The following is a 25,258-nucleotide window of genomic DNA, read 5'->3' as shown; positions in this document are numbered from 1 at the left end:
CTTCTGCCGGCGCCGCCAGGGCGCCGCGCGAAGGCGTGCGAAATTTAGTTGTGCCGAGGAATCTTAATACATGCTCAGCAAAAGTCATAGAAACTTGAATTGATGGCAGTCTTCTAATTTTGTTTAGTACCTCTTTGTCTGTACATCAATACATGGCTTGAAATCGGGGCCACCGGGCGATTCATCCACGATCACTGCCGTGCAGAAGGTCGTCATGCCCATGTGTTATCGCGGCCGGCATCTTCGTTTCCGCGATGCGCAGCGCGAATGATCTAACTGGACTCCAAATTGGCTTAACGAAATTTGGCAATGCGCGCCAGCGCCGGCGGCAGCTTGTGCAGAGATAATTTTCTTAACTCGCGCAGCGAAGACACTGAATTGCTTTTTGGCGCGGCCGTGGGCTAACGTAGGGCCAGAGTCGGCACGGTTGGCGGCGCGGCTGGCGCCGCTTGTGGCCCGCCGTTGTGATGCGGAGAGATTCGTGAACAGACGGTATTCGGAAGAGCAGATCCGCGGCTACCTGGCCGAGGCGGCCAGCGGCGTGCCGGTGCGTGAGCTGTGCGCGCGCTATGGTTTCAGCGATGCTTCGTTCTACGGATGGCGGGCCCGTTACGGCCAGCCCAGCCAGGGTGATGCACGTGACGGCCGCAAGCTGCGCGAGCTGCAGGAAGAGAATGCCCGGCTGAAGAGTATGCTTGCGGATGCGCTGCTCAAGCTTGAGCTGATGCGCAACCGTACCGGCCGCCGCAATGGCACTGGCAAGGATCGCTAGCGGCGGACGGTTCTTGCAACTTGCAATGCGCCGCGGTGTCGCTTCCACGTGCCGCGGAGGGTTCTGGAGTATTGGTTTGACGAAGTTTCTGATCAAGGCGGGCGTGCTGGCATGCGCCGCCATGGTGGTTGTCCCGGCGTGGGCAGCCAGTGCTGCATCGGCGGCTGCGGCCGCCGGCACTCCGATGGTGGCCCCGCCGCCGCCACGGATGCTGGACGAAGCCACGGCCGTGGTGGAAGGACCTGATGGCAAGGTGTCTGCGTCGCAGCGGCAGCACTGCCAGTCATTGCTGGACCAGGTCAACGCGCTGCCCGGCGGGCCGCAGTGGTCCACTGGCAAGTCGTCGGTAACCACTGCCGACGGGCGCACATATCCGACACTGGAACGCCAGGCAGACCGCAAGCGCCTGGAAGAGGCGTATCGCCAGGAATGCACGCAGCAGCGCCGCTGAGGCGCCCCCCGGCAGCGGGCCGTCACCTGCGTATTTGTGGAGAGCCGACATGCACCGTTTCAAACACCTCTTCGCATGGTGCCTGGCACTGATGCTGATGGCGCCGCTCGGGCCAGCGATGGCGCAGTCCAAGCTGAGCAATGCCCAGCTTGACCAGCTGACCGCGCCGATTGCCCTGTATCCCGATGCGCTGTTGTCGCAGGTGCTGATGGCTGCCACCTATCCGGCCGACGTCGCAGCTGCGGCGCAATGGTCCAAGGCCAATCCCAGCCTGTCTGGCGATGCCGCGACCAAGGCGGTCGCCAGCCAGGCCTGGGACCCCAGCGTGCAGTCGCTGGCCGCGTTCCCCTCCGTGCTCGACATGATGGGCCGCCAGCCGCAGTGGGTGCAGTCGGTCGGCGACGCTTTCCTGGCCCAGCCCAATGACGTGATGGATTCGGTGCAGCGGCTGCGGGTGCAGGCGCAGAAAGCCGGCACGCTGAAGACGACCGAGCAGCAGAAGGTCGTGACGCAGACCACCGGCGGCACCACGATCGTGCAGATCGAGCCGGCCAATCCGCAAGTGGTCTACGTGCCGACCTACAACCCGACCACGGTTTACGGTACCTGGGCGTATCCCGCGTATCCGCCGGCCTATTACCCGCCGCCGCCCGGCTCCGTGTTTGCCACGGCACTGGTAACGGGCATCGGCTTCGGGCTTGGCGTGGCGGCGGTCGATGCGATGTGGGGCGGGTTCAACTGGAATAGCCACGACGTCAACATCAATGTGAACCGCTACAACAACATCAACGTCAACCAGCGCCTGGACGTCAACCGTGCCAACGTGAACTGGCAGCACAACCCCGCCAACCGCGGCAACGTGCCCTACAACAATGCGGCGGTGCGCGGTCGCTATGACCAGCAGCGCCAGTCCGGCCTCGCCAGCCGCCAGCAGGCTGCGCAACCCGGCCAGCGCGTGGGGGCCGCCGGCGGCGGGGTGCAGCGCCAGCCTTCCGAGCGCGACCAGGCGCGTGAGCGCGCCGCGCAGTCGTTCGAGGGCCGTACCGGGCAATCCATACCGGGCCATGCGGGCGGGGTGGCAGACCGCTCGCGCCCGGGTGCCGCCGGCGGTGGCGTGCAGAATCCGCGGCCGGCCGGCGCCGACCGCCAGCGCGCAGACCAGGCCCAGGCCCGCGACCGTGCGCGCAATGCCAACCGGGACAGCGCGCTGCGCGATGCCGGCAACGGCGACCGCGTGCGCCAGCAGACCCAGCGCGCGGCGACGCCGCAGCGGGAAGCGCCGCATGCGCGCCCGGCCGGGCTCCACCAGGGCGGCGGGCACCAGGGCGGTGGTCTGGGCGGCGGCGGTGGAGGCCGGCTCGGCGGCGGCGAACATTTCGGCCATGGTCGGAGGTAAGTCATGATGCACATGACCGCTAATCCCTTCTCTGCCGCAGCCCGAGCGCGCGCGCTGCGCACGCTGGCGGCGGCCGCGGCCCTGTCCCTGGCCCTGCCGGCGATGGCCCAGCAGGTCTTCCCCAGCCCTGACGCTGCCGCCGAGGCGCTGGGTGATGCCATCGCGCGCAGCGACGGCGATGCATTGCAGCGCGTGCTGGGCAAGCAATACCAGTCGCTGGTGCCGGAGGGCTCCATCAACCGCGACGACGTGTACGAATTCCTTGGCGCCTGGGCGCGCCACCATGCCGTGCAGCCCGATGGCGAGCGCCGCGCGCTGATCGCGGTCGGGCAGAGCGGATGGACCTTCCCCGTGCCGCTGGCAAAGCAGAAGGACGGTTGGCAGTTCGACCTGCGTGCCGGCCAGCAGGAAGTGCGCCGCCGCCGGCTCGGGCGCAATGAACTGGTGACGATGGAAACGCTGCTGCAGCTGGCCGATGCCCAGCAGCGCTACGCGGAGCAGGTGGGGCTGGGGCGCTACGCGACCCAGTTGATCAGCGCGCCGGGCAAGACCAACGGCCTGTACTGGCCCGCGGCCAGCGAGCAGGACGCCAGCCCGATCGGCCCCGATGCGCTTGCCATGGGCCCGGATACGCCCGCCGCAGATGCTTTCTACGGCTACCATTACCGGATCCTGCCGCCGGCCAAGGGCAGCGACGCCAAGTATGGCCTGATTGCCTGGCCGGCCCGCTATGGCGATACCGGCGTGCATAGCTTCATGCTCGGCAGCGACCGCGTCTTCTATGAGCGCGACCTCGGGCCCGGCACCGCATCGCGCGCCAAGGCCATCCGCAGTTTTTCGCCTGCCGGCTGGCAGCGCGTGGCGGACCGCTGAGCCCTTGGCCCCTGCGCCCCGGCCAGCCGTCTAGGCCAGCCGGGGTTCGCCGAACTCCCCGCCGTAGGCTTCTGATCTGGCCGCCGCCTGGCGCGGGGCCGGATCCAGGTCGGCATAGACCGCGGCCAGCCCGTCGCGGTCGATGATGCGCAGGTGCCGCTGGCGCACCGAGATCAGCCCGACCGAGGCAAAGCGCGACAGCAGCCGCGACACCGTTTCCAGGGTTAGCCCAAGCAGGCTGGCGATGTCCGTGCGCGACATCGCCAGCGTCAGCGCGCCGTCGCGGTTGCCGTCGCGGCGCGCCTGCTCGCCGGCGAGGTCGAGCAGCAGCATCGCCAGGCGCTGTGGCGCCCTCATCGACCCCACCGCCACCAGCAGCACGCGTTCGCGCTCGGCGTTGCGGCGCATCGCTTCCAGCACCGTTTCACGGAATGGGGCGGCCTGCATGAGGGTGCGCAGGGATTCGACCGAGACCGCACAAACCATTGCATCCTGCAGCGCGATTGCACCAGTCCCATAGACCGGACCTTCGTGCGGCTCAAGCCCCAGCACGTCGCCGGGCAGCGAAAAACCCGTTACCTGCCGCCAGCCCAGCGGCGATTCATAGACCTGCTTGGCGCTGCCATGGCGCAGCGGGTAGACCGTCAGCGCAGGGCGGCCCTGGCGAAACACATGCTCGCCGGTGCGCACCTCTACCAGCTCCGGCTGCAGCGCCATCGGCGCGTGCGGCAGGGGGGCTTGTGGCCCGGCATTGTGGCAAACGTGGCGAAAGAGGCAGAGCAGGCAGGCTGGGGCGCCGCTGTCCGGCATGGTGTCATTGTCCTCCGGTGACGATGGCCAAGTATAAAACGCCGGCAACGCAAGCCATCTCGCTGCGATCTGCATTCTTTCGTATGGCTGGTTTAAAAATTTCGCATTACGGGGGCGAGGCTCGTTGCGTTTGTGCCATAAGCGCGGGAGCACGCCGGCGGGCGTAATGCGGATTGTGATATGCTGCAACGCAACAATAAAGGCATAGGAGGAGATCGCGTCACACGATCAGGAGTCCTCATGACCAAAAGCTTTGCCGCTGACTGGCACGCGCAGATCCGGCGACTGAGCCGTGCGCAAGCCCGCACGGAAGCCCAGGTGAAGTCCTGGCTGGACCGCGTGGATTCGCTTAATCCGCTCACGCCGGCTCGGCCTGACCGCCCGCCGGGCAAGGTCCGGCCCGCCCGGCCAGCACCCGCGCCGGGTTCCCTGCCCGGTACCTGGCAGGCGCACAGGCTGCGCCTGGCGCCGCTGCCGGGCGAACTGGTGCCGCAACTCTCGTATCACCTCTACATACCGTCCAAGGCCCATCGCGGCCCGTTGCCGGTGGTGGTGGTGCTGCATGGCTGTCGCCAGACGCCGGATGACCTGTCGGCCGGCACCCGCATGAATGCGCTGGCCGAGCGCGAGGGATTTATCGTGGCCTACCCGCAACAGCCCTTGCGGCGCCAGGTGCAGCGCTGCTGGCAGTGGTTCGACCTGGGCGCCGCTGAGGGCGGACGCGAGGCGCAGGCGGTGGCCGCGCTGATCGATGCGCTGGCTGCGCGCCACGACGTGCGCGAGCGCGAGATCTACCTGGCCGGCATGTCCGCCGGCGCGGCCATGGCCGCGGTGGTGGCGTTGCGCTACCCGGGCAAGGTGGCGGCCGCGGCGCTGCATTCCGGCGTGGTCATCGGCGCCGCCGACAACCCGCGCGCCGGCCTGCGGGCCATGCAGCAAGGCTCGGCGGCCGATCCGTCATGGCTGCTGGATGCCGCCGGCGTGACGCCGGGCGGTCCCGAGATGCCCGCGCTGGTGATCCACGGCCTGGCCGACGACGCGGTCCATCCGGTCAATGGCCGTCTGCTGGCGCGGCAGTTCCTGGCTTACAACGGCCTGGAAGACCGGCTCGCCGGTGCGCCCGCGCAGTCCGGCCCGGAGGACGAAGCGCCGGGCCGGTCTCATGAATACCGCTTCGGCCGCTGGCGCCGCGACCTGGTCACGCTGGTGGAAGTGGAGGGCTTGGGCCACGCCTGGAGCGGCGGCGATGCCAGCTATGGCTACCACAGCGATATCGGCCCGGATGCCAGCACGATGATGTGGCAGTTCTTCAGCCAGCACCGCCGTTGAAGTCGGGCAGCACCAATGCGCATCAAGCGCGCACAAGTAAAGGGAGGGCGCCTGCCCTCCCTTTTTCCTTGCAGCAGCCGCGTCAGCCGCGCGAGCGGTCCTTGACGAACAGCGCAGTCACCATGCCCAGCACGCACAGCGCGACCACATAGTGGGCCGGTGCCAGCGGATCCTGCTTCAGCATCAGCGTGACGACCATCGGCGTCAGCCCGCCGAAGATCGCATACGACACGTTGTACGAGAATGACAGGCCCGAGAAGCGCACCTGCGCCGGGAACGCATTGACCAGCACGAACGGCACCGCGCCGATGGTGCCGACCAGGAAGCCGGTCAGCGCATAGAGCGGCAGCAGCAGGTCGGGGCGGGTGAAGATCGTCGTGTAGAACATATAGGCGCAGATGGCCAGCAGCAGGCCGCCGACGAACAGCGTGCGGCGCGCACCGATGCGGTCGGCTAATGCGCCGGAGACGACACAGCCGATCGTCAGGCACAGCGTGGCGACGCTGTTGGCGACCAGTGCCGTGCGCGCGTCAAAGCCATACAGCTTCTGCAGGAAGGTGGGCGTCATCAGGATCACCACCACGATGCCGGCCGACAGCATCCAGGTCAGCAGCATCGACACCGCGACGCTGCCGCGGTGGTTGCGCACCACCGACTTCAGCGGCATTTCCGCGGCCAGCGCCTTGCGCTTCTGCAGTTCGGCGAAGACCGGCGTCTCATGCAGCCAGCGCCGCAGGTACATCGAGGCGATGCCGAACACGCCGCCGATCAGGAACGGCACGCGCCAGCCGTGGTCGGCCAGCTCGGCCGGGGTGAAGACGCTGTTGATGCCGGTGGCGACCAGCGAACCCAGCAGGATGCCGGCAGTCAGCCCCGCGGTCAGCGTGCCGCAGGCATAGCCGACATGGCGCGCCGGCACGTGCTCCGATACGAACACCCAGGCGCCGGGCACTTCGCCGCCGACGGCCGCGCCTTGCAGGATGCGCAGCACCAGCAGCAGCACCGGCGCGGCCAGGCCGATCGACTGGTAGGTGGGCATCAGGCCCATCAGCAGCGTGGGCACCGACATCAGCAGGATCGACAGCGTGAACATCTTCTTGCGGCCGAGCAGGTCACCGAAGTGCGCCATGATGATGCCGCCCAGCGGCCGGGCCAGGTAGCCGGCCGCGAAAATGCCGAAGGTCTGCAACTGGCGCAGCCAGTCCGGCACCGACGGCGGGAAGAACAGCTGCCCGATGACCGTCGCGAAAAAAACGAAGATGATGAAGTCGTAGAACTCAAGGGCGCCGCCAAGCGCGGCAAGGGCAAGGGTCTTGTAATCCTGGCCGGTCAGCGGGCGCGCGCTGGCTCGCGGCGCGCCGATACCTGCGGCGGTACTGCTGGTGGTAGACATGAATGGACTCGCATGGAAGAGATCGCATGCGAAGCGCGCAGCACGGAATACGTGATGGGTGTGGCCGGAGGGTACAGCGCAGGGGAGGCAGGCCCGATGTGGCGGGTAAGCCGCAGGCTTGCGACGAAACGCTTCGCAAAGGGCGTAAAGATACCAGATCGGCCTACGCAGCGTTGAGGGGTCAATTCTGATTTCTTTGCTTTGTCCGAAACCGTTGCCATAATGTCGAAAAATGTGAAATCCGGGGCACAAACCATCGTGCAGCGCCGGAATGCGGGGTCAGATCTTCTGGAACGACATGGCTTTCAAGCAATCCATCCAGGCAGTGGCTGCCACGCCACGCGGCCGGCTGACGACGCGCGTCGCCGGCGGCGTGGTCGCGGCGCTCGCGGTGTTTGGGCTGGCCGGGTATTTTGGCGGCCCGCCGCTGCTCAAATACCTGATTGAAAAGAACGCGACCGACGCGCTGGGGCGCAAGGTTACGCTGGGCAGGGCCCACGTGCGCCCGTTCGAGCTGGCGGCCACGCTGACCGATCTCACTATCTATGAGCGCGATGGCAAGACCCCCGCGCTGACGCTGGGCGAGGCCGAGGCCAATACCTCGCTGGCCTCGGTCTGGCACCTGGCGCCGGTGGTGGACAACCTCCACGTCGACCGGCTGGCCGTGCACGTGGTGCGCGACGCCGACGGCCGCATGAGCTTTGCCGACGTCCAGGAGAAGCTTGCTGCCCTGCCGCCCAAGCCGCCCGATGCCAAGCCGGCGCGCTTTTCGGTCAACAACATCGCAGTTACCGGCAGCAGCTTCGGCTATGACGACAAGCAGCTCGGTTCCAGCCTGCGCGTCGACAACCTGACGCTGACCCTGCCGTTCCTGTCGAACCTGCCGCATGACGTCGAGATCGTGACGCGGCCCACGCTGAGCGCACGGGTCAACGGCACGCCGCTGGCGCTGGACGGCGAAGTGCTGCCGTTTGCCGATTCGCGCCAGACCCGGCTCAACGTCAACCTAGACGGCCTGGAGGTCGCGCGCCTGATGGCGTTCGCGCCGCCGCTGCGCGATGCCGAGGTCAAGTCCGGCAAGCTCGATACGCGCCTGACCGTGGCATTCCGACAGCAGAAGGACACGCAGGAGATGCTGGTGATGGGCACGGCCGCGTTGCGCGATGCCGAGGTCGTCACGCGCGTCGGCCAGCCGCTGGTCAAGAGCGGCCGCCTGGCGGTGGATATCGGCAAGCTCGAGCCGCTGGCTCACCGCGCGCAGCTGCGCAGCGTTGAGATCGAGGGGCTGGGCGTGGAAGCCGCGCGGCGCGCGGATGGCTCGCTGAACCTGGCCACGGCGTTCCTGCCACAGGCGGTCAGCAAATCCACGGATGGCGTGGCGCCCGCGCCGGCGCCTGCCTCGGCGCCGGCAGCGGCCGCCGCCTCGGGGGTGCAGGCGGCGCCGGCCAAGGCGGCGCCAAAAGACGTGCCGTGGCGCTATGCGGTCGACCGCATCGTCGTCAGGCAGGCCCGGCTGGGGTTTGAAGATGCGCTGGCGCCATCGGGCCCGGGCAAGCTTGCACTCGGCCCGCTCGATGCCGAGGTCAAGGGCTTCGCCGGCACCGACGGCGACAAGCCGGCCAGGATCGAGGCCACGCTGACCGTGGCCGATGGCCAGACCCTGCACCATGCCGGCGACCTGCTGCTGCGCGACGGCTCGATGGCCGGCACGCTGGAAACCACCGGCCTGCGGCCGCAGGGGTTTGCCGCATGGTGGCCGCGCGAGCTGCGCAGCCAGTTCGGCACTACCGCGGTCAATGCCGAACTGAACTACCGCATGTCGTGGGGCACGCCGCAGTTCCAGTTCGTGCTGGAAAAATCGCGGCTGGAACTGGCGCCGCTCTACGTGGCCACGCGCGATCCGGTGACGATGCCGGTTCCGGCCGCCGCACGCGATGCCGATGCCAGTGCAAGACCCGCCGGCAACGACAATGCCGCCCCGCGCAGCGCACGCCGCGCGCGTGAGCGCGCCGCCGACCGCGAGGGCGCCAACCTGCCGCTGCTGCAGGCTGAAAAACTGGTGCTGGACGATATCCAGTTCGACCTGGCCAAGCAGACCTTCGCCACCAGCCAGGTCACCCTGGCCAGGCCGCAGCTCGCTGCCACGCGCGACCACAGCGGCGAGCTGATCGAGATGGCGCGCCTGTGGGCTACCGAATCGGCGCAGCAGGTGCGCGCCACGCCGCGCCGGAATGGAGCAGCCGCACCCGCCACCAACGGCAAGCCAGCGGGTGGCGGCTGGAAGGCAGACATCGGCAAGGTCACGGTGGAAGGCGGCAGCGCCCGCCTGGCCGACTACCAGCCGGCCGGGGCCAACCGCGGCCGCCCGGTGATCCACCAGTTCCGCAATATCGCGCTGAGCACCGGCTCGGTCGCCTGGCCGCTGACGCCGGCGGCGGTGCCGCTCAAGCTGCATGCCGAATCCGGTCGCCGCGGCGTGATCGGCGTCGATGGCACGGTGTTGCCGACCGTCCCCGCCAGCCGGCTGCAGCTGGACCTGCGCGAGGTCGAGGTGAGCCCGCTCCAGCCCTATCTGGCTGACCGCTTCAACGCCGCCCTGCGCACCGGCACGCTGACGGCAAGGGGCAAGCTCAATGTCGATGCGCCAACCGGCAAGCCCATCGCCGCGCAGTTCAGCGGCAACGTGCAAACCGGCAACGTGCGCACGGTGGACCGCGTCAGCGGCGAAGACTTCCTGCGCTGGCGTTCGCTGGCGGTATCGGGCATCGACTTCGCCATGGACGAGAGCAAGGGCCCGATGCGCGTGAGCCTGGGCAATGTCGCGCTGTCTGACTTCTATGCCCGCGTGATCCTGAACGCCAACGGCCGCCTGAACCTGCAGGACGTGATGGCCGGCGGCGCCGAGAAGGGCGAGGCGGCGCCATCGACCAGCCTGACGCAGGCCAACCCGGCCTCGGCGCCGGCAACGCCGCCGGTGCAGACCGGTGATACGCGTACGGCCCAGGTCGAGCAGAAGCCGGGCGGCCCCAAGCCGCAGGTGCGCATCGGCGGGGTCTCGGTCGAGAAGGGCAATATCAATTTCTCGGACTTCTTCGTCAAGCCCAACTACACGGCCAACCTGACCGGCATGAAGGGCAAGGTGTCCAAGGTGTCGTCGGGCGACCCCACGCCGGCCGACCTGGTGCTGGATGGCCGCATCGACGACGATGCGCCGGTCAATATCAGCGGCAAGCTCAATCCGCTGGGTGAGCAGCTGTTCCTGGACATTGCCGCCAAGGCCTCGGGCGTGGAACTGACGCGGCTCACGCCGTATGCGGCCAAGTACGCCGGCTACCCGATCACCAAGGGCAAGCTGACGGTGGACGTGGCCTACAAGATCGAGAACGGCAAGCTCGATGCGAGCAACCACCTGTTCCTGGACCAGCTCACCTTCGGCGAGCGCGTCGACAGCCCGGATGCGACCAAGCTGCCGGTGCTGCTGGCGGTGTCGCTGCTGAAGGACCGCAACGGCGTGATCGACGTGAACCTGCCGGTGTCGGGCTCGTTGTCGGATCCGGAGTTCAGCATCGGCGGCGTGATCGTGCGCGTGATCGTCAATCTGCTGACCAAGGCGATCACGTCGCCGTTCTCGCTGATCGCCTCGGCCTTTGGCGGCGGCGGGGGCGAGGAGCTGGGCTATGTCGAGTTCGCGCCCGGCACCGCGGCGCTGACGCCGGCGGCCAGGGACAAGATCACCAAGCTGGGCCAGGCGCTCAATGACAGGCCCGCGCTGCGGCTGGAAATCAGCGGCCGCATCGACCCGGCCACCGACGAGGCCGGCGCGCGCCGCGCGTGGCTGGATGCGCGCGTGGCCGAGCAGAAGCGGCGCGACCAGCGCGACAGCGCACAGGTGGGCGGCGAGGCCGACAACGACGAAGCCGGCGAGCAGGGCGCCGAGATCAAGGTCTCGAAACAGGAGTACCCGAAGTACCTGGAGCAGGTCTACAAGCGCACATCGATGAAGAAGCCGCGCAACTTCGTCGGCTTCACCAAATCCCTGCCGCCCGAGGAAATGGAAAAGCTGCTGATGGCCAACGCCACGGTCACCGAGGCCGACCTGAAGCGCCTGGCCGAGCAACGCGCACTGGTGGTCAAGCAGTCGCTCGAACGCGAGGGCAAGGTGTCGGAGAGCCGGCTGTTCCTGACCGCGCCCAAGCTCAGCGCCGAGGGCATCAAGGACAAGGGCGCGCCCAACCGCGTGGACTTCTCCATTCGCGGCTAGCCGGGGCGGGGGGGGGGGGGGGGGGGGGGGCCGCACGGTGCGGCGCCGCCACAGGCCCGGCCCGGAAAACCGGTATGATTCGGCCCGGACAATCCGTTCCATAGCCGATTCAGGAGTGTGTTTTGCAGCAGGATCAATTGGAAGCCGCCGTCGCCTACAAGACCTGGGTGTGCGTGATCTGCGGCTGGGTCTACGACGAAGAACAGGGCTGGCCGGAAGACGGCATCGCCCCCGGCACGCGCTGGGAAGACATCCCCGAGGACTGGCGCTGCCCGGAATGCGACGTCGGCAAGGCCGAATTCGCCATGATCGAGCTGTAACGCCGCACGCACTTTCCTGTCCGGCCGACCCATGCGGGCTCAGCCCCGGGCTTGCGCCAGCATGGCGGCAAGCAGCACATTGGCGCCCGCCCCGAGATGCTCGGGCCTGGCGTCCTCGATCTCGTTATGGCTGATGCCGTCCTTGCACGGCACGAAGATCATTGCCGCCGGCGCTACCCTGGCCAGGTAGACCGCGTCGTGGCCAGCGCCGGTGACGATGTCGCAATGCGTGTAGCCACGCGCCGCGGCCGCGTGCCGGACATGGGCCACAAGCTCGGGCGCGAAGGGCGTCGGCTCGAAGCGCTGGATCGCTTCGACTTCCACCGCCAGCGCGGCACCTGTAGTGCTGCCGCTGGCCAGCGCCGCGCACGCTGCGCGCAGCCTTGCTTCCATCCGGTCGAGCTGGCCGCCATCGAGATGGCGAAGGTCGACGCTGAACTGTACCCGCCCCGGAATGACGTTGCGTGAAGACGGGTGGACATTGACCACCCCGACCGTCCCCCGGCCATCGGGGGCAAAGTCGTCCGCGATCTTCGCCACTTCCTGGAACAGGAACGAAGCGCCATGCAGGGCGTCCCGGCGCAGCGGCATGGGGGTGGGGCCGGCATGCGCCTCCATGCCCGTCACCGTGACGTCATACCAGCGCAGGCCAAGCGACCCCGTCACCACGCCGATGACCTTGTCCTCGGCCTCGAGGATCGGGCCTTGCTCGATATGCGCCTCGAAGTACGCGCCAACCTTGTGGCCGACCGGCGCGGTGCCCGCATAGCCGATCGCCGCGAGTTCGCCGGCAACGGACTTGCCGGCGTTGTCGGTTGCCGTCAAAGCGGTGGCTTCGGGGAAAACGCCGGCGAACACGCCCGATCCCATCATCACCGGCACGAAGCGCGCGCCTTCCTCATTGGTCCAGATCGCCAGTTCCAGCGGCGCCTCGGTGGTCACGCCGTGCTGGTTGAGCGTGCGCATGACTTCCAGCCCGGCCATCACGCCATAGCATCCGTCGAACTTGCCGCCGGTGGGCTGGGTGTCGATATGGCTGCCGGTCATGACCGGGGCAAGCGCGTCGTTGCGGCCCGCCCGGCGCCCGAAGATATTGCCCACGCGGTCGATGCGCACCGCCAGGCCGGCGTCGCGCATCCAGCCGGTGACGAGGTCGCGCGCCTGCCCGTCCAGCGCGGTCAGGGCCAGACGCGCATTGCCGCCCCTGGGCGTGGCGCCGATCCGCGCCAGGTCCATCAGCGCTTGCGACAGGCGTTCGCCATTGATCGTGATTGCGTTCATACGCCCGTCCCTGACTGTTGGATGCCGCCGAAGAAGGCCGTTGCATTGGCGGCGAGCGAATCGAGGTGGTAGCCGCCTTCCTGCACGACCAGCGTGGGCAGGCCCAGTGCGGCAACGGCGCGGCCGAGGCGGCCGAAGCCTGCGGTGGACACGTCCACCAGCGACTGCGGATCCTCGCGGTAGATGTCGAAGCCGAGCGACAGCACCAGCGCGTCTGCCTGGAAGCGTTCGATGGCGCCGCGTGCGGTGTCCAGCTTGTCGAAGAAGACGGACTCGGGCGAACGGTGCGGCATCGGCAGGTTGAGGTTGTGGCCGGTGCCGGCGCCGCGGCCGTGCTCATCGTCGAAGCCCGCGACCACCGGATAGAAGTTGGTCGGGTCGCCGTGGATCGACACGTAGAGCACATCGGCCCGGTCGTAGAAGATCTCCTGGATGCCCTGGCCGTGGTGCATGTCGGTATCGAGGATGGCCACGCGGCCAAGGCGCGCGCGCAGGGCCTGGGCGGCGATCGCGGCATTGTTCAGGTAGCAGAAGCCGCCCGCCGCGTCGCGCCGGGCATGATGGCCAGGCGGCCGGCACAAGGCGTAGGCGCGGCGCGCGCCGTCCAGCAGCGCCCGGGCCCCGGCCACCGCGCTCTGCGCCGACCAGTAGGCCGAGCGCCAGGTGTTCAGGCCCACCGGGCAGCTGCCATCGGCGAGATAGCGCGCGGCCTGCGCCAGCACGCCGCGCAGGGCGTTGGGCTCGCGCACGAAGATATTGGACATGACCTCGTCGCCCCAGTCCTCCGGCAGCTCGCGCCAGCTGGCATGGGCGTCCTGCAGGAACTGCAGGTAAGGCTGGTCGTGCACCGCGGCAAGCGGCGCGAGGCCGTGGTCGGCGGGGGCGTGGAGCGCGAAGCCAAGCGCCTCTGCCGCCTGGACCAGCCGCTGCGCCCGCGCAGGCAGCTCCTGCGGCGAGCGCATCCTGCCGCGCGAGTAGTAGCTCTGCGGATGGTGCAGCAATTGCTCGGGATGGAAAAACGTCAGCATGGGGTTTGCAATGTCCGTGGAAAGGCGTCAGGCCTGCGCGGCTTGCGCGGCCGGTTGTGGTTGCTGGCGCTGGCGTGCATCGATGCTGGCGATGCACAGCAGCGACACGCCGGCCAGCAAGGTGTAGAACACCGCCAGCGGCCACCATTGGCCCTGGAAGCGCTGCGCGAGGACGGTCCCCACCAGCGGTGTCAGCCCGCCCGCCACCGCGCCGCAGACCTGGTAGGACAACGAGATCGCCGAGTAGCGCACGCGCGTTTCGAAGACACCGCTGACAAAGCCCGCGATCACCGAATAGAAGCTCGCCATGCACACCACCGCCAGCGCGATGCCGAGCACGATGGCCGGCGCCTGGCGCGTCTGCACCAGCAGGAACATCGGATAGGGTGAAGCCATCGCCAGCAGCGCGGCCAGCTTGAGGAAGCGCGCGCCGCCAAGCTTCTCTGCCAGCCAGGCGGCCAGCGGCTGCGCCAGGAACTGGATGATGGCGACGGCGAACAGGCAGTCGAGGATCAGCGTCCTGGGCAGCGACAGGTATTGCGTGGTGTAGGCAATCATGAAGGTGTTGGTGAAGTACACCCCCGCAATGCCGATGGTATTGGCGCCGATGCACAGCAGCACCGGCACGCGGGCCGTGCGCCAGACCTCGGCAAGCGGCAGCCTGGCGGTCTTGCGCTGCGCCTGCACCTGCGCGAACTCGGGCGATTCATTCACGCCCAGCCGGATCGCCACGCCCACCAGCAGCAGCGCCGCGCTGGCCAGGAATGGCAGGCGCCAGCCCCAGTCCATGAACACCTCGTGCTCCATCGACGTGACCGCGCGGAAAGCCAGCAGCGACAGGATCAGGCCGGCCGGGCTGCCGAGCTGCGCGAACGAGGCGAAGAAGGTGCGGCGGCCCTTGGGGGCATGCTCGCCCGCCATCAGCACCGCGCCGCCCCATTCGCCGCCCACGGCGATGCCCTGCACCACGCGCAGCAGGACCAGCAGCACCGGCGCGATCGCGCCCGCAGTGGCGTAGGTCGGCAGCAGGCCGATGCCGATGGTGGCCACGCCCATCATCATGAGCGTGATCATCAGCGCCTGCTTGCGGCCGATGCGGTCGCCCCAGTGGCCGAACACGATGCCGCCGAGCGGACGGGCAAAGAAGCCGACCGCGAAGGTGCCGAATGACGCCAGCGTGCTCAGGAAGGGATCGCCGCCGGGAAAGAACAACGGGCCGAACACCAGCGCGGCGGCGGTGGCGTAGATGTAGAAGTCGTACCACTCGATCATGGTGCCGACAAAGGCGGCGGTGGCGGCGCGCACGGGCTGGCGCGTGCCGGAAGGGGACACTTGCATGGACTGGCTCCTCACTATGTTTGTGCCGCTGCATCAGGGGCAGCTGTGGGAGGAGTTATCGCGCGTTGACAAATATCAGTCAAATTTCTAATATTTATTTTTCATATAACTTCAATTTATACGTTGCGTGATGGAGCGTTCTGCCCTGGACCGGGCCCTGCTGACCGACCGGCTCGACTGGAACCTGCTGCGCACCTTCCTGACCATCGTCCACGAGCGCAGCCTGAGCCGCGCCGCGGTGCGGCTGCATATCACCCAGCCGGCGGTGAGCCTGGCCTTGCGCCGGCTCGAAGAGCATCTGGGACACACGCTGATCGAGCGGCGCGGCAGCAATTTCCGCCTGACCCGGGCCGGCGAAGAAGTGCTGCGCATCGCCACCGACGTCTATGGCAGCGTGGCGCGGCTGGGGGCTGAACTGGCGGAGCAGCAGGACGAAGTCAGCGGCCTGCTGCGGCTGCTGACCGTGAGCCGTATCCATTCAGGCGTCTATGACGAATGCCTGGCCGCGTTCCATCGGCAGCATCCGCGCGTCACGCTGCAGGTGGACGTGATGCGCAGCACCGAGATTGCGGACGCGCTCGCGCAGAAGGCTGGCGGCGTGGGCCTGAGCCTGTACCGGCAGCCGGGCCGGCAGTCGGGCGACGGGCTTGAGCACATGCTGTTCCTGCGCCAGCGCTATGCCATCTTCTGCGGGCGCCATCACCGGCTGTTCGGGCGCACCGGGCTGGCCATTGCCGACCTGCTGGCCGAGCACTTCGTCTCGTTCAGCAGCGACCAGCTTGGCGACGTGCTGGCGCCATTGGCCGTATTCCGCGACCAGCACGGCTTTTCCGGCCAGATCGTCGCGACCTCGCCCAGCCTCGATGAAATCCGGCGGCTGGTGTTCGCGGGCTATGGCATTGGCTGCCTGCCCGAACATATCGTTGCCGACGATGTCGCCCAGCAACGGCTGTGGCGCCTGCCGCCCGAAGAGGGCGTGGCCGATATCGACATGTACCTGCTGTGGAATCCGGAGCGGCGCCAGACGCCGGCCGAGGCCGCGTTCATCGAGCACTTCCGCCACTACGTGGCGCGCTATTCGCTGATGGAGCGGCTGGGGGAGTCAGTGAACGCGCCGCTGGCGGCGTTGCGCGCGCCGACGGCATGATGGACTACTGCCCGGTTCGCGTACCGGGCAATGGTGCAGAAGAACGCTTGTTGGGGCCTAGCCGTGCCGTCGCAGCGTATGCCGGCACAGCCCGGCGCGTTGCCGTTGTGCAGCGCAACGCCGGTAGCGCATCCGGTACGGATGGCTGCAGCGCCAGATGGCCCGCAAGACGGTAATGAACAGCAGCGCCGCCATGACGGCAGCAAGCAGGCCGATCGACATAACGGCCCTCCTCCCCAAAAACCGTCTGTCCGACCTCTGGGGTCAGATCAGCAGCGGTAATGCCTCTAGCACCAACACGGCAACCAGTGCGCCGATCAGGGCGCCCATGGTCCGGCAACTGATGCGCAGGTACTTGGCAGTCACCGGGATCGAACCCATGGCGATCACGCCTACCAGCGCCATCGGAATCAGGAATACAAGATCATGCGCGGTGAAGTGCATGGCGGTCTCCTGTCTCTCTTTTGTGATTCCAGTATAGGCAGTGTGTGCCCGATGCATGGCTGCGTGCATCGGGATTGTCCCGAACCCGGGAGATGCGGATGCCACCCAGGTACCGATGCGCGCACTTAGGACGGTTCAGGCGTTGCGCTGCGTACGCATGCCCCACGTTTTTCGCCATGCGAACCCCCGAAGCGGGAAACACGTGTCCTATGCTGATCAGAGACGCGGGGCCCCGTTCCCATTCAAGTCCAATGCCCCGCGGACCGAGAGAGACGGAGGTGGCTATGGAACTTCACATGCAATCGCACCACTACGTGCGGCGGCAGCCGGACTGGACCGCGGCAGCGGTCTCGGGGCTGGCGGCCGGGGCGTTGCTGCTGGTGCTGGAGCTGTTCTGGTCGTCGATGGTGTCGGGCGTGAACCCGTGGATCGCCACGCGCATGATCGCCGGGATCCTGATGGGCCAGGACGTGCTGCAGAGCGCAACGTTTACCGTCGGCACGGTGGCCGCGGCGCTGGTGATCCATTTCGTGCTGGGCGCCGTGCTGGGCATGATCCTGGCGGCCATCATCGCGCCATTCACGCTGGATTCGAGCCTGGGCATGGCAATGCTGGCGGGCGCCGTGTTTGGCATGGTAGTGTACTTCTTCAATTTCTATGTGATGACGTTGGCCTTCCACTGGTTTGTCGAGGTGCGCGGGTGGCATACCTTCATCGGGCATCTGATCTTCGGGATGGCCGCGGCGGCATGCTACTGGAAGCTGGAGAGCAAGGACGTATCGCACTGACAGCGCTTCGGGGCAGGGCGCGGCGAGCGCCGGCTCATGGCGGTTGCGTTGCGCGCGCCAGCCTTTGGGCGGGTACGCGCGCAAGACCTGCGGCGGCCGGAACCAGGGGTTCCCGCCGCCGCTTTTTCTCGCGCTGCGCGCTTGTGCAGTGCGACACCAATGCATTGGCATGTCGCCTTGCAGTGACCTGACGGCATGCACTAGTCTTATGTCTACCTGCGTGACTTGCGCATCCCTCGCCGCGCGCGAGGAGGAGGGTGGATATGGCGTTGGCCATCGCACTCGTAGTCATGGTCGTCGGTTCGGTGCTCTTCCATTTCATGAGCCCGTGGTGGGCGACCCCGCTGGCGTCCAACTGGCAGCAGATGGACGACACGCTGACCATTACCCTGGTCATCACCGGCATTTTCTTCATCGGCATCAACCTGTTTGTCGGCTACATCGTCTGGCGCTTCCGGCATGAGGCGCCGCATCCCAATGGCGGCACCGGCCACCGCGCGTCCTACCACCCGGAGAACAGCAAGCTCGAACTGTGGCTGATCGGCGGCACCACGCTGGGCGTGGTGCTGCTGCTGGCGCCGGGCCTGTTCGTCTACGCCGACTACGTGCGCCCGCCGCGCGAAGCGATGGTGATGGAAGTGGTGGGGCAGCAGTGGTCCTGGGCCTTCCGCTTTCCCGGCAAGAGCGGCCAGCTGGGTGCTTCCGATGCGCGCTTTGTCACCGGTGCGAATCCGCTCGGGCTGGACCCCGACGATCCGCGTGGCCTGGACAATATCGTGATCGTCGGACCGGAGGTGCACCTGCCGCTGAACAAGCCGGTCAAAGTGCTGTTGCGCTCCAAGGACGTGCTGCATGACTTCTACGTGCCGCCGTTCCGCGCGCGCATGAACATGGTGCCGGGCATGGTGACGTCGTTCTGGTTCACGCCGACGCAGGCGGGGCGCTTCGATATCCTGTGCGCGCAGCTGTGCGGCGTGGGGCACTACAACATGCGCGGCACGGTGGTGGTGGAAGAACCGGCTGCGTACGAGGCATGGCTGGCCAGGCAGCAGACCTTTGCCATGACGCTGGCGAAGGCCGCGGCACCGCCGGCGGCAATGGCCGCTGCCGCACCCGGCGCCGCGGGCGACGCCGGCACCGTCGAGAAGGGACGCGCGCTGGCGCAGAGCAAGGGCTGCGTCGGCTGCCACAGCATCGACGGCAATCCGGGCGTGGGGCCGACCTGGAAGGGCCTGTACGGCAAGACCGAGACCTTTGTCGACGGCAGCAGCGCCAAGGTGGACGATGCCTTCCTGCACAAGGAGATCACCGACCCCAATGCGCGGCTGGTCAAGGGCTTCGGCCCGGTGATGCCGAAGTTGCCGATGAGCGAGGATGAGGTCGCGGCACTGACCGCCTATATCAAGTCGGCCGGCAGCGGCGCGGCGGAAGCCGGCACGGTGGCGCCGGTGGCGCCCGCGGACGTGCCCGCCGGCCCGGCTGCCGTGACCAGCGCCGCCACCACGGCAACCGCTGGCTCTGGGGCGCCCGCTGCCACGCCCGGGGCCGCGTCCGGCACCTATACGACTTCGACGGCCGTGGCCGTGCCGCCCTCGGCGGCACCCGCGCCCGCCAGGAAGTGAGGAGACCCGCATGGCTTACGCCGACGATGCCGCCCATCACGCGCCGCAGAGCTTCTGGACCCGCTATGTCTGGAGCCAGGACCACAAGGTGATCGCCGTGCAGTACACCATCGTGGCGATCGTGGTGGGCCTGGTGGGCGTGGCGCTGTCCAACCTGATGCGCATGCAGCTTGGCTTCCCGGGGCGCTTCGAGTTCATCGACGCCAACCGCTACTACCAGTTCGTCACCATGCACGGCATGATCATGGTGATCTACCTGCTGACGGCGCTGTTCCTGGGCGGCTTCGGCAACTACCTGATCCCGCTGATGGTGGGGGCGCGCGACATGGTGTTCCCCTTCCTCAACATGCTCAGCTTCTGGGTCTACCTGCTGTCGGTGATCGTGCTGCTGGCCAGCTTCTTCGTGCCCGGAGGGCCCACCGGCGCGGGCTGGACGCTATACCCGCCGCAGGCCATCCTGCCCGGCACCCCAGGCCATGACTGGGGCATCATCCTGATGCTGGTGTCGCTGGCGATCTTTATCGTCGCGGCCACCATGGGCGGCCTCAACTACGTCACCACCGTGCTGCAGGCGCGCACGGAAGGAATGACGCTGCTGCGCATGCCGCTGTCGGTATGGGGCATCTTCATGGCCACCATCCTGGCGCTGCTGGCGTTCCCGGCGCTGTTCGTGTCGGCGGTGATGATGCTGCTGGACAAGACCCTCGGCACCAGCTTCTTCATGCCGGCGATGGTGTCGATGGGGCAGCAGCTGCAGTACAAGGGCGGCAGCCCCCTGCTGTTCCAGCACCTGTTCTGGTTCTTCGGCCACCCCGAGGTGTATATCGTCGCGCTGCCGGCCTTCGGCATCGTCTCGGACCTGGTCAGCGTGCATTCGCGCAAGAGCATCTTCGGCTACCGCACCATGGTGTGGGCAATCCTGGCGATCGGGGTGCTATCGGTGGTGGTGTGGGCCCACCACATGTTCGTCAGCGGCATGAACCCGTACTTCGGCTTCTTCTTTGCCACCACCACGCTGATCATCGCCATCCCCACCGCGATCAAGGTCTACAACTGGGTCATCACGCTATGGCGCGGCGATATCCATTTCACCGTGCCGATGCTGTTCGCGATCGCCTTCATCAGCACCTTCGTCATCGGCGGCCTGACCGGGCTGTTCCTGGGCAATGTCAGCGTGGATATCCCGCTGTCCAACACCTACTTCGTGGTGGCGCACTTCCATATGGTGATGGGCGTGTCGCCGATCCTGGTGGTGTTCGGCGGCCTCTACCACTGGTACCCGAAGGTCACTGGCCGGATGCTGGACGACAGCATGGGCCGGATCCATTTCTGGGTCACCTTCGTCGGCACCTACGCCATCTTCTTCCCGATGCACTACCTGGGCGTGCTGGGCATGCCGCGCCGCTACTACGCCTACGAGAACTACGCCTTTATCCCGGAGTCGGCGCATGTGATGAACATGTACATCTCGGTGGCCGCCTTCATCGTCGCCACGGCGCAGCTGCTCTTTGTCTTCAACCTGGTGTGGAGCCTGTGGCATGGCCGCAAGGCCGACGCCAACCCGTGGCGCGCGGCCTCGCTGGAATGGCAGACGCCGCAGACGCCGCCCGCGCACGGCAACTGGGGGCCGCACCTGCCGGTGGTGTACCGCTGGGCCTATGCCTACAGCGTGCCGGGCGCGCGCGAGGACTTTATCGCGCAGAACGCGCCGCCGGAAGAGGGCGGGGCCGAGCCTGAACCGCATGCCAGCCGCGGAGCCGTCGCATGAACGCCGAAGCCCTGTACAAGGTCAGCCGCGACGATTTCGGCGGCAGCCCGTCCGACGAGAATGCCGCCAACCACCGGCCGCAAGGGCGCGCCCCCGCGAGCATCGGCCTGTGGGTGTTCATGGGCGTGGTGACCTCGCTGTTTGCGCTGTTCCTGACCGCCTATGCGCTGCGCATGGACAGCCCGGACTGGCACCGCATCGGGCTGCCCTGGCAGGTGTGGCTGTCCACCGCGCTGCTGGGCGCCGGCAGCGTGGCGATGGCGGTGTCGTCGCGCGCCGCGGGCCGGGGCGAGATGGCCGTGGCCAGGCAGGCGCTGCGCCTGGGCGGTCTGGGCGCGGCCGGCTTCGTCGCCTCGCAGCTGTGGGCCTGGCAGGCACTGGGCGCGATGCAGGTGATGCCTGCCGGCAACCCGGCCGGCAGCTTCTTCTACCTGCTGACCGCGATGCACGGCCTGCACGTGCTGGGCGGCCTGGCCGGCTGGGGCTTTGCCATGTCGTCGCGCGGCAGCGGCGAGGCCGCGGTGCTGCGCATGCGGCTGTGCGCGCGCTACTGGCATTTCCTGCTGGCGGTATGGGTGGTGCTGCTGGCGGCGCTGGGGTGGCTTACGCCCGAACTGGTGCGCTATATCTGCGGCACGGCCTAGCGGCGGCGGCAGCAAGGAGGACCGGCATGTCAACGCAACTGTCTTCACCATCGAGCCCACCCGGCGTGGCGCCCGCGCCCCCGGTGGGCGGCGTGCGCGGCCTGCTGGCCGACTGGTCGTCGGACCAGCAGGCCTTCAAGGTGTCGTGGGGCAAGGCCATGATGTGGATCTTCCTGCTGTCCGACACCTTCGTCTTCAGCTGCTTCCTGACCGGCTACATGACCGTGCGCATGTCGACCACGGTGCCGTGGCCCAACCCCAGCGAGGTGTTCGCGCTGCACGTGGGTGGCGCCGACATTCCGTTGCTGCTGATCGCCATCATGACCTTCGTGCTGATCACCAGCAGCGGCACCATGGCGATGGCGGTCAACTTTGCCTACCGGCGCGCGCGCCGCGAGTGCGCGCTGCTGATGTTCGTCACCGCGCTGTTCGGCGTCATGTTCGTCGGCATGCAGGCCTTCGAATGGACCAAGCTGATCGTGGACGAGGGCGTGCGCCCGTGGACCAACCCGATGGGGGCGGCGCAGTTCGGCTCGACCTTCTTCATGATCACGGGCTTCCACGGGCTGCATGTGTCGTGCGGCGTGGTGTACCTGCTGATCGTGGCCACGCGCGTGCTGCGCGGACGCTACGAGGCCACCGGCAACTACCAGATCGTGGAGATCGCGGGCCTGTACTGGCACTTCGTCGACCTGGTCTGGGTGTTTATCTTTGCGTTGTTCTATCTCTGGTGACGGCCATGGCATCGAATCCGGCAACTCCCGCAACCCCGGTGACGCCAGCGCATGGCTCCGGCAACGATGCCGGGCATGCCGCGCACTCCGGCCAGCAGCATCCTATCGGGCTGTACCTGAAGATCTGGCTGCTGCTGTTCGTTCTGTCGACGCTGTCGTACCTGGTCGACTATTTCCATGTCACCGGCTACCTGCGCTGGACGCTGATCCTGGTGTTCATGGGGCTGAAGGCGGGGCTGATCGTGGCAGTGTTCATGCACATGGCATGGGAGCGCATGGCGCTGATCTGCGCCATCCTGGTACCGCCGCTGTGCCTGCTGGTGCTGGTCTGGCTGATGGCGGAAGAAGCGAATCATACGTTCCTGACGCGCGGTATCTTCTTCCGCTGACGGGGAGGCGCCGCCGGCCCCGGGGAGGGAGCCGGCGGCAAGCCGCCTTGCACCGCGCCCGGGCGCTCAGGCCTGGGTGATGAACTTGGTTACCAGGTAGCCATCGAAGGTCTCCTGGCCGCCTTCGCTGCCGATGCCCGAATCCTTGATGCCCCCGAACGGGGTCTCGGCCAGCGCCATGCCGAAGTGGTTGATGTTGACCATGCCGGCTTCCAGGCCGTTGGATACTTCGGTCGCGGTCTTCAGCGAGTTGGTGAACACATACGAGGCCAGGCCAAAGGGCAGGCTGTTGGCGCGGCGCAGCACCTCGGCCGTGTCCTTGAAGCGCGTCACGGGCGCCACCGGGCCGAACGGCTCGTCGGTCATCAGACGCGAGTCGTCGGGCAGGTCGGTGACCACGGTGGGCGCGAAGAAATAGCCCTTGTCCCCCAGGCGCGAGCCGCCTGCCACCACCTTGCCGCCACGCTGGCTGGCATCGTCCAGGAACTGCTCCATTGACAGCACGCGGCGCTCATGCGCCAGCGGCCCCATCTGGGTGCCGTCCTCCAGGCCGTTGCCGACCTTGATCGAGCCGATCACCTCGGTAAAGCGCGCCAGGAAGCGGTCATAGGCTTTCTCCTGGACATAGAAGCGCGTCGGCGACACGCATACCTGGCCGGCATTGCGCAGCTTGAAGCGCGCCAGCATCTCGGCGGCGGGGTCGATGTCGGCGTCGTCGAACACCAGCACCGGCGAATGGCCGCCCAGCTCCATGGTCACGCGCTTCATATGCGCGCCGGCCAGCGCCGCCAGCTGCTTGCCCACCGGCACCGAGCCGGTGAATGAAATCTTGCGCACGATCGGCGATTCGATCAGGTAGGTCGAGACCTCGCTGGGCACGCCCCAGACGATGTTGAGCACGCCCGGGGGCAGGCCCGCATCATGGAACAGCTGCGCCAGCGCCACCACCGCGCTGGGCGAGTCTTCCGGCCCCTTCAGGATCAGCGTGCAGCCCGCGCCCAGCGCCGACACGATCTTGCGGATGGCCTGGTTGAACGGGAAGTTCCACGGCGTGAAGGCGGCGCACACGCCGATCGGCTCGCGCACCACGATCTGGCGCACATTGGGCTGGCGCGGCGGGATCACGCGGCCGTAGATGCGGCGGCATTCCTCGGCATGCCAGTCGGCGTGCTCGGCGCAGACCATCACTTCGCCGACGGCTTCGGCCAGCGGCTTGCCCTGGTCCAGCGTGATATTGCGGCCGATCTCCTTGGCGCGCTCGCGGGTGAGCTCGCCCACGCGGCGCAGGATCCTGGCGCGCTCCAGCGGCGAGGTCTTCTTCCAGGTTTCAAAGGCGCGCTGCGCGGCGGCCAGCGCGCGGTCCAGGTCGGCGCGGCTGGCGTGCGGCAGCTTGCCCAGCACTTCCTGCGTGGCCGGGTTGATGACATCCTGCTCGCGCCGGTCGCCTCCCTTGATGAATTCTCCGTCGATATAGAGGGCGAGATCCTGGTACATGTGTGTTCTCCTGGTGGGCGGTGAAACCGCAAGCTTAACCCGGCGGCCGCGTTCATGCAGCGCGCCGGGTGTGTTCCCAGGAGGAATGTGCGGGAATGTCCCCGCGGCCGGTTCAGCCGATGTCAGGCGGCATCGCGCGTGCGCGCCACCGGCACGACTTCAGCCCCGGTGCGGGTGGCTTCCACCACCAGGATCACGAGCAGCGTGATCAGCGTCAGGCCGAACACCGCATAGCCGATGCTGTCGCCCTCGATGGCGAACAGGCTGGGCGCGTAGGTCGGGCTGGTGCAGATCATGGTGCCCGCAGACATGCCGGTGTAGTGCATGCCGCAGACGGCGACGCCCATGACCACTGCAGCTGCCAGCTGCTTGCCGCGGGTCTTCACCGTGGTGGCCAGCCACAGCGCCACCACCGACACCACCACGGCGATCACCACCGACAGCCCGATGATGGCCAGGTCCCAGTCGAAGCGGGTGTTGGAGCGGATCGCGGCCATGCCGGTGTAGTGCATCGCCACCACGCCCAGCCCGGTCAGCACGCCGCCCTTGATCACGTTGTCGGTACGGCTGCCGCGCGGGCGCGAGGCGATCGCCAGTCCGGCGCCGGCCAGCACCATCACGACCACCAGCGAAGCCAGCGTCATGAACAGTCCGAACTCGCGGTGCGTCGGGGTCTGGTAGGCCACCATGCCGATGAAATGCATCGACCAGACCGCGCCGCCGCCCAGCGCCACGCTGGCGCACAACAGCCGGTCCACGTCCAGGCGGCCGTCGGGCATGCGCACGCGCCGCGACCAGCGCAGGCCCACGTAGGCGCCGCAGACAGAGATCAGGAACGACAGGCCCACCATCGGCCAGTCATAGGCAAACGGCACCAGGGCGCCGGAAACAGGCTGGAAACCGACAAACATGACCCCACCTCCTCGTTTTGACTGCGACTGAAGGGCGCACGCGCATGCCGGGCATTGCTTCCGGC

General features: G+C 67.6%; 23 protein-coding genes. 14 read left to right on the top strand and 9 right to left on the bottom strand.

Features of this window, described 5'->3' with window-relative positions:
• Window positions 1-481 precede the first annotated feature (481 nt).
• The 4 genes from AC3WRI_RS00660 to AC3WRI_RS00645 all read left to right on the top strand — a co-directional run bounded on the left by AC3WRI_RS00660 (window position 482) and on the right by AC3WRI_RS00645 (window position 3,492).
• A complete protein-coding gene (locus AC3WRI_RS00660) occupies window positions 482-772 on the top strand; it encodes a transposase (protein ID WP_010811057.1) in 291 nt (96 codons plus the stop codon).
• 76 nt (window positions 773-848) lie between these two features.
• Window positions 849-1,223 (top strand): hypothetical protein, encoded by a 375-nt coding sequence (locus tag AC3WRI_RS00655; protein ID WP_041688188.1) that lies wholly within the window; start codon window positions 849-851, stop codon window positions 1,221-1,223.
• A gap of 49 nt (window positions 1,224-1,272) precedes the next feature.
• Window positions 1,273-2,619 (top strand): DUF3300 domain-containing protein, encoded by a 1,347-nt coding sequence (locus AC3WRI_RS00650; RefSeq protein ID WP_010811059.1) that lies wholly within the window; start codon window positions 1,273-1,275, stop codon window positions 2,617-2,619.
• A 3-nt stretch (window positions 2,620-2,622) separates the two neighbouring features.
• On the top strand, window positions 2,623-3,492 hold the full coding sequence (locus tag AC3WRI_RS00645) for a DUF2950 domain-containing protein (protein WP_011617628.1): 870 nt from the start codon (window positions 2,623-2,625) through the stop codon (window positions 3,490-3,492).
• Between the two features lie 30 nt (window positions 3,493-3,522).
• Here AC3WRI_RS00645 and AC3WRI_RS00640 read toward each other — a convergent pair whose 3' ends face one another.
• Window positions 3,523-4,302, bottom strand: coding sequence for a Crp/Fnr family transcriptional regulator (locus AC3WRI_RS00640; protein ID WP_011617627.1), 780 nt, complete (start codon window positions 4,300-4,302; stop codon window positions 3,523-3,525).
• Window positions 4,303-4,542: 240 nt separating this feature from the next.
• Between AC3WRI_RS00640 and AC3WRI_RS00635 the strand changes: the two genes are divergently transcribed.
• On the top strand, window positions 4,543-5,631 hold the full coding sequence (locus tag AC3WRI_RS00635) for an extracellular catalytic domain type 1 short-chain-length polyhydroxyalkanoate depolymerase (protein ID WP_010811062.1): 1,089 nt from the start codon (window positions 4,543-4,545) through the stop codon (window positions 5,629-5,631).
• A gap of 82 nt (window positions 5,632-5,713) precedes the next feature.
• On the opposite strand, the gene AC3WRI_RS00630 is transcribed toward AC3WRI_RS00635, so the two are convergent.
• Window positions 5,714-7,024, bottom strand: a complete 1,311-nt coding sequence (locus AC3WRI_RS00630; RefSeq protein ID WP_011617626.1) for an MFS transporter — start codon at window positions 7,022-7,024, stop codon at window positions 5,714-5,716.
• Between the two features lie 271 nt (window positions 7,025-7,295).
• Here AC3WRI_RS00630 and AC3WRI_RS00625 point away from each other — a divergent pair, with 271 nt between their 5' ends.
• Together AC3WRI_RS00625 and AC3WRI_RS00620 are read left to right on the top strand one after the other, a co-directional pair.
• Complete coding sequence (locus tag AC3WRI_RS00625; protein ID WP_011617625.1) at window positions 7,296-11,285, top strand: DUF748 domain-containing protein; 3,990 nt, start codon at window positions 7,296-7,298, stop codon at window positions 11,283-11,285.
• A 137-nt stretch (window positions 11,286-11,422) separates the two neighbouring features.
• Complete coding sequence (locus tag AC3WRI_RS00620) at window positions 11,423-11,605, top strand: rubredoxin (RefSeq protein ID WP_010811065.1); 183 nt, start codon at window positions 11,423-11,425, stop codon at window positions 11,603-11,605.
• Between the two features lie 39 nt (window positions 11,606-11,644).
• Here the strand turns inward: AC3WRI_RS00620 and AC3WRI_RS00615 are convergent, their stop codons facing one another.
• From AC3WRI_RS00615 to AC3WRI_RS00605, 3 genes are read right to left on the bottom strand one after another with little or no spacing between them, the layout of a single operon-like run.
• Window positions 11,645-12,886 (bottom strand): Zn-dependent hydrolase, encoded by a 1,242-nt coding sequence (locus tag AC3WRI_RS00615; protein WP_492292318.1) that lies wholly within the window; start codon window positions 12,884-12,886, stop codon window positions 11,645-11,647.
• A complete protein-coding gene (locus AC3WRI_RS00610; protein WP_010811067.1) occupies window positions 12,883-13,914 on the bottom strand; it encodes a histone deacetylase family protein in 1,032 nt (343 codons plus the stop codon). Before AC3WRI_RS00610 ends, AC3WRI_RS00615 begins: the two co-directional genes overlap by 4 nt.
• Window positions 13,915-13,941: 27 nt before the next feature.
• Complete coding sequence (locus tag AC3WRI_RS00605; RefSeq protein WP_010811068.1) at window positions 13,942-15,252, bottom strand: MFS transporter; 1,311 nt, start codon at window positions 15,250-15,252, stop codon at window positions 13,942-13,944.
• A gap of 130 nt (window positions 15,253-15,382) precedes the next feature.
• On the opposite strand from AC3WRI_RS00605, the gene AC3WRI_RS00600 reads away from it, so the two are divergent.
• Entirely contained in the window at window positions 15,383-16,399 is a 1,017-nt protein-coding gene (locus AC3WRI_RS00600) for a LysR family transcriptional regulator (protein ID WP_010811069.1), read from the top strand.
• 57 nt (window positions 16,400-16,456) lie between these two features.
• Here AC3WRI_RS00600 and AC3WRI_RS00595 read toward each other — a convergent pair whose 3' ends face one another.
• Both AC3WRI_RS00595 and AC3WRI_RS00590 read right to left on the bottom strand, forming a co-directional pair.
• Window positions 16,457-16,621: a hypothetical protein gene (locus tag AC3WRI_RS00595; protein ID WP_010811070.1), complete on the bottom strand. Its 165-nt coding sequence runs from the start codon at window positions 16,619-16,621 to the stop codon at window positions 16,457-16,459.
• Between the two features lie 42 nt (window positions 16,622-16,663).
• Window positions 16,664-16,843 (bottom strand): hypothetical protein, encoded by a 180-nt coding sequence (locus AC3WRI_RS00590; protein WP_010811071.1) that lies wholly within the window; start codon window positions 16,841-16,843, stop codon window positions 16,664-16,666.
• 284 nt (window positions 16,844-17,127) lie between these two features.
• Between AC3WRI_RS00590 and AC3WRI_RS00585 the strand changes: the two genes are divergently transcribed.
• The 6 genes from AC3WRI_RS00585 to AC3WRI_RS00560 all read left to right on the top strand — a co-directional run bounded on the left by AC3WRI_RS00585 (window position 17,128) and on the right by AC3WRI_RS00560 (window position 22,788).
• A complete protein-coding gene (locus AC3WRI_RS00585) occupies window positions 17,128-17,631 on the top strand; it encodes a membrane protein (RefSeq protein WP_011617622.1) in 504 nt (167 codons plus the stop codon).
• Between the two features lie 263 nt (window positions 17,632-17,894).
• Complete coding sequence (locus tag AC3WRI_RS00580) at window positions 17,895-19,253, top strand: cytochrome c oxidase subunit II (protein ID WP_011617621.1); 1,359 nt, start codon at window positions 17,895-17,897, stop codon at window positions 19,251-19,253.
• Between the two features lie 10 nt (window positions 19,254-19,263).
• Window positions 19,264-21,021: a cytochrome c oxidase subunit I gene (gene ctaD / locus AC3WRI_RS00575; RefSeq protein WP_010811074.1), complete on the top strand. Its 1,758-nt coding sequence runs from the start codon at window positions 19,264-19,266 to the stop codon at window positions 21,019-21,021.
• The gene (locus tag AC3WRI_RS00570; protein WP_011617620.1) at window positions 21,018-21,665 is read left to right on the top strand and encodes a cytochrome c oxidase subunit 3 family protein; all 648 of its coding nucleotides are present in this window, start codon (window positions 21,018-21,020) and stop codon (window positions 21,663-21,665) included. Before ctaD ends, AC3WRI_RS00570 begins: the two co-directional genes overlap by 4 nt.
• A 26-nt stretch (window positions 21,666-21,691) precedes the next feature.
• Complete coding sequence (locus AC3WRI_RS00565; RefSeq protein WP_011617619.1) at window positions 21,692-22,399, top strand: heme-copper oxidase subunit III family protein; 708 nt, start codon at window positions 21,692-21,694, stop codon at window positions 22,397-22,399.
• A gap of 5 nt (window positions 22,400-22,404) precedes the next feature.
• Window positions 22,405-22,788 carry a cytochrome C oxidase subunit IV family protein gene (locus tag AC3WRI_RS00560; protein ID WP_010811077.1) on the top strand — a complete coding sequence of 128 codons (384 nt, stop codon included), beginning with the start codon at window positions 22,405-22,407 and terminating at the stop codon, window positions 22,786-22,788.
• 66 nt (window positions 22,789-22,854) lie between these two features.
• Here AC3WRI_RS00560 and AC3WRI_RS00555 read toward each other — a convergent pair whose 3' ends face one another.
• On the bottom strand, window positions 22,855-24,282 hold the full coding sequence (locus AC3WRI_RS00555) for an NAD-dependent succinate-semialdehyde dehydrogenase (protein WP_011617618.1): 1,428 nt from the start codon (window positions 24,280-24,282) through the stop codon (window positions 22,855-22,857).
• A 122-nt stretch (window positions 24,283-24,404) separates the two neighbouring features.
• A complete protein-coding gene (locus AC3WRI_RS00550; protein WP_011617617.1) occupies window positions 24,405-25,193 on the bottom strand; it encodes an MHYT domain-containing protein in 789 nt (262 codons plus the stop codon).
• Between the last annotated feature and the right edge of the window lie 65 nt (window positions 25,194-25,258).

The organism is Cupriavidus sp. FW305-27 (assembly GCF_058787995.1).
The sequence above is the reverse complement of the archived record's forward strand: the minus strand, read 5'-3'. Positions and strand labels throughout refer to the sequence as shown.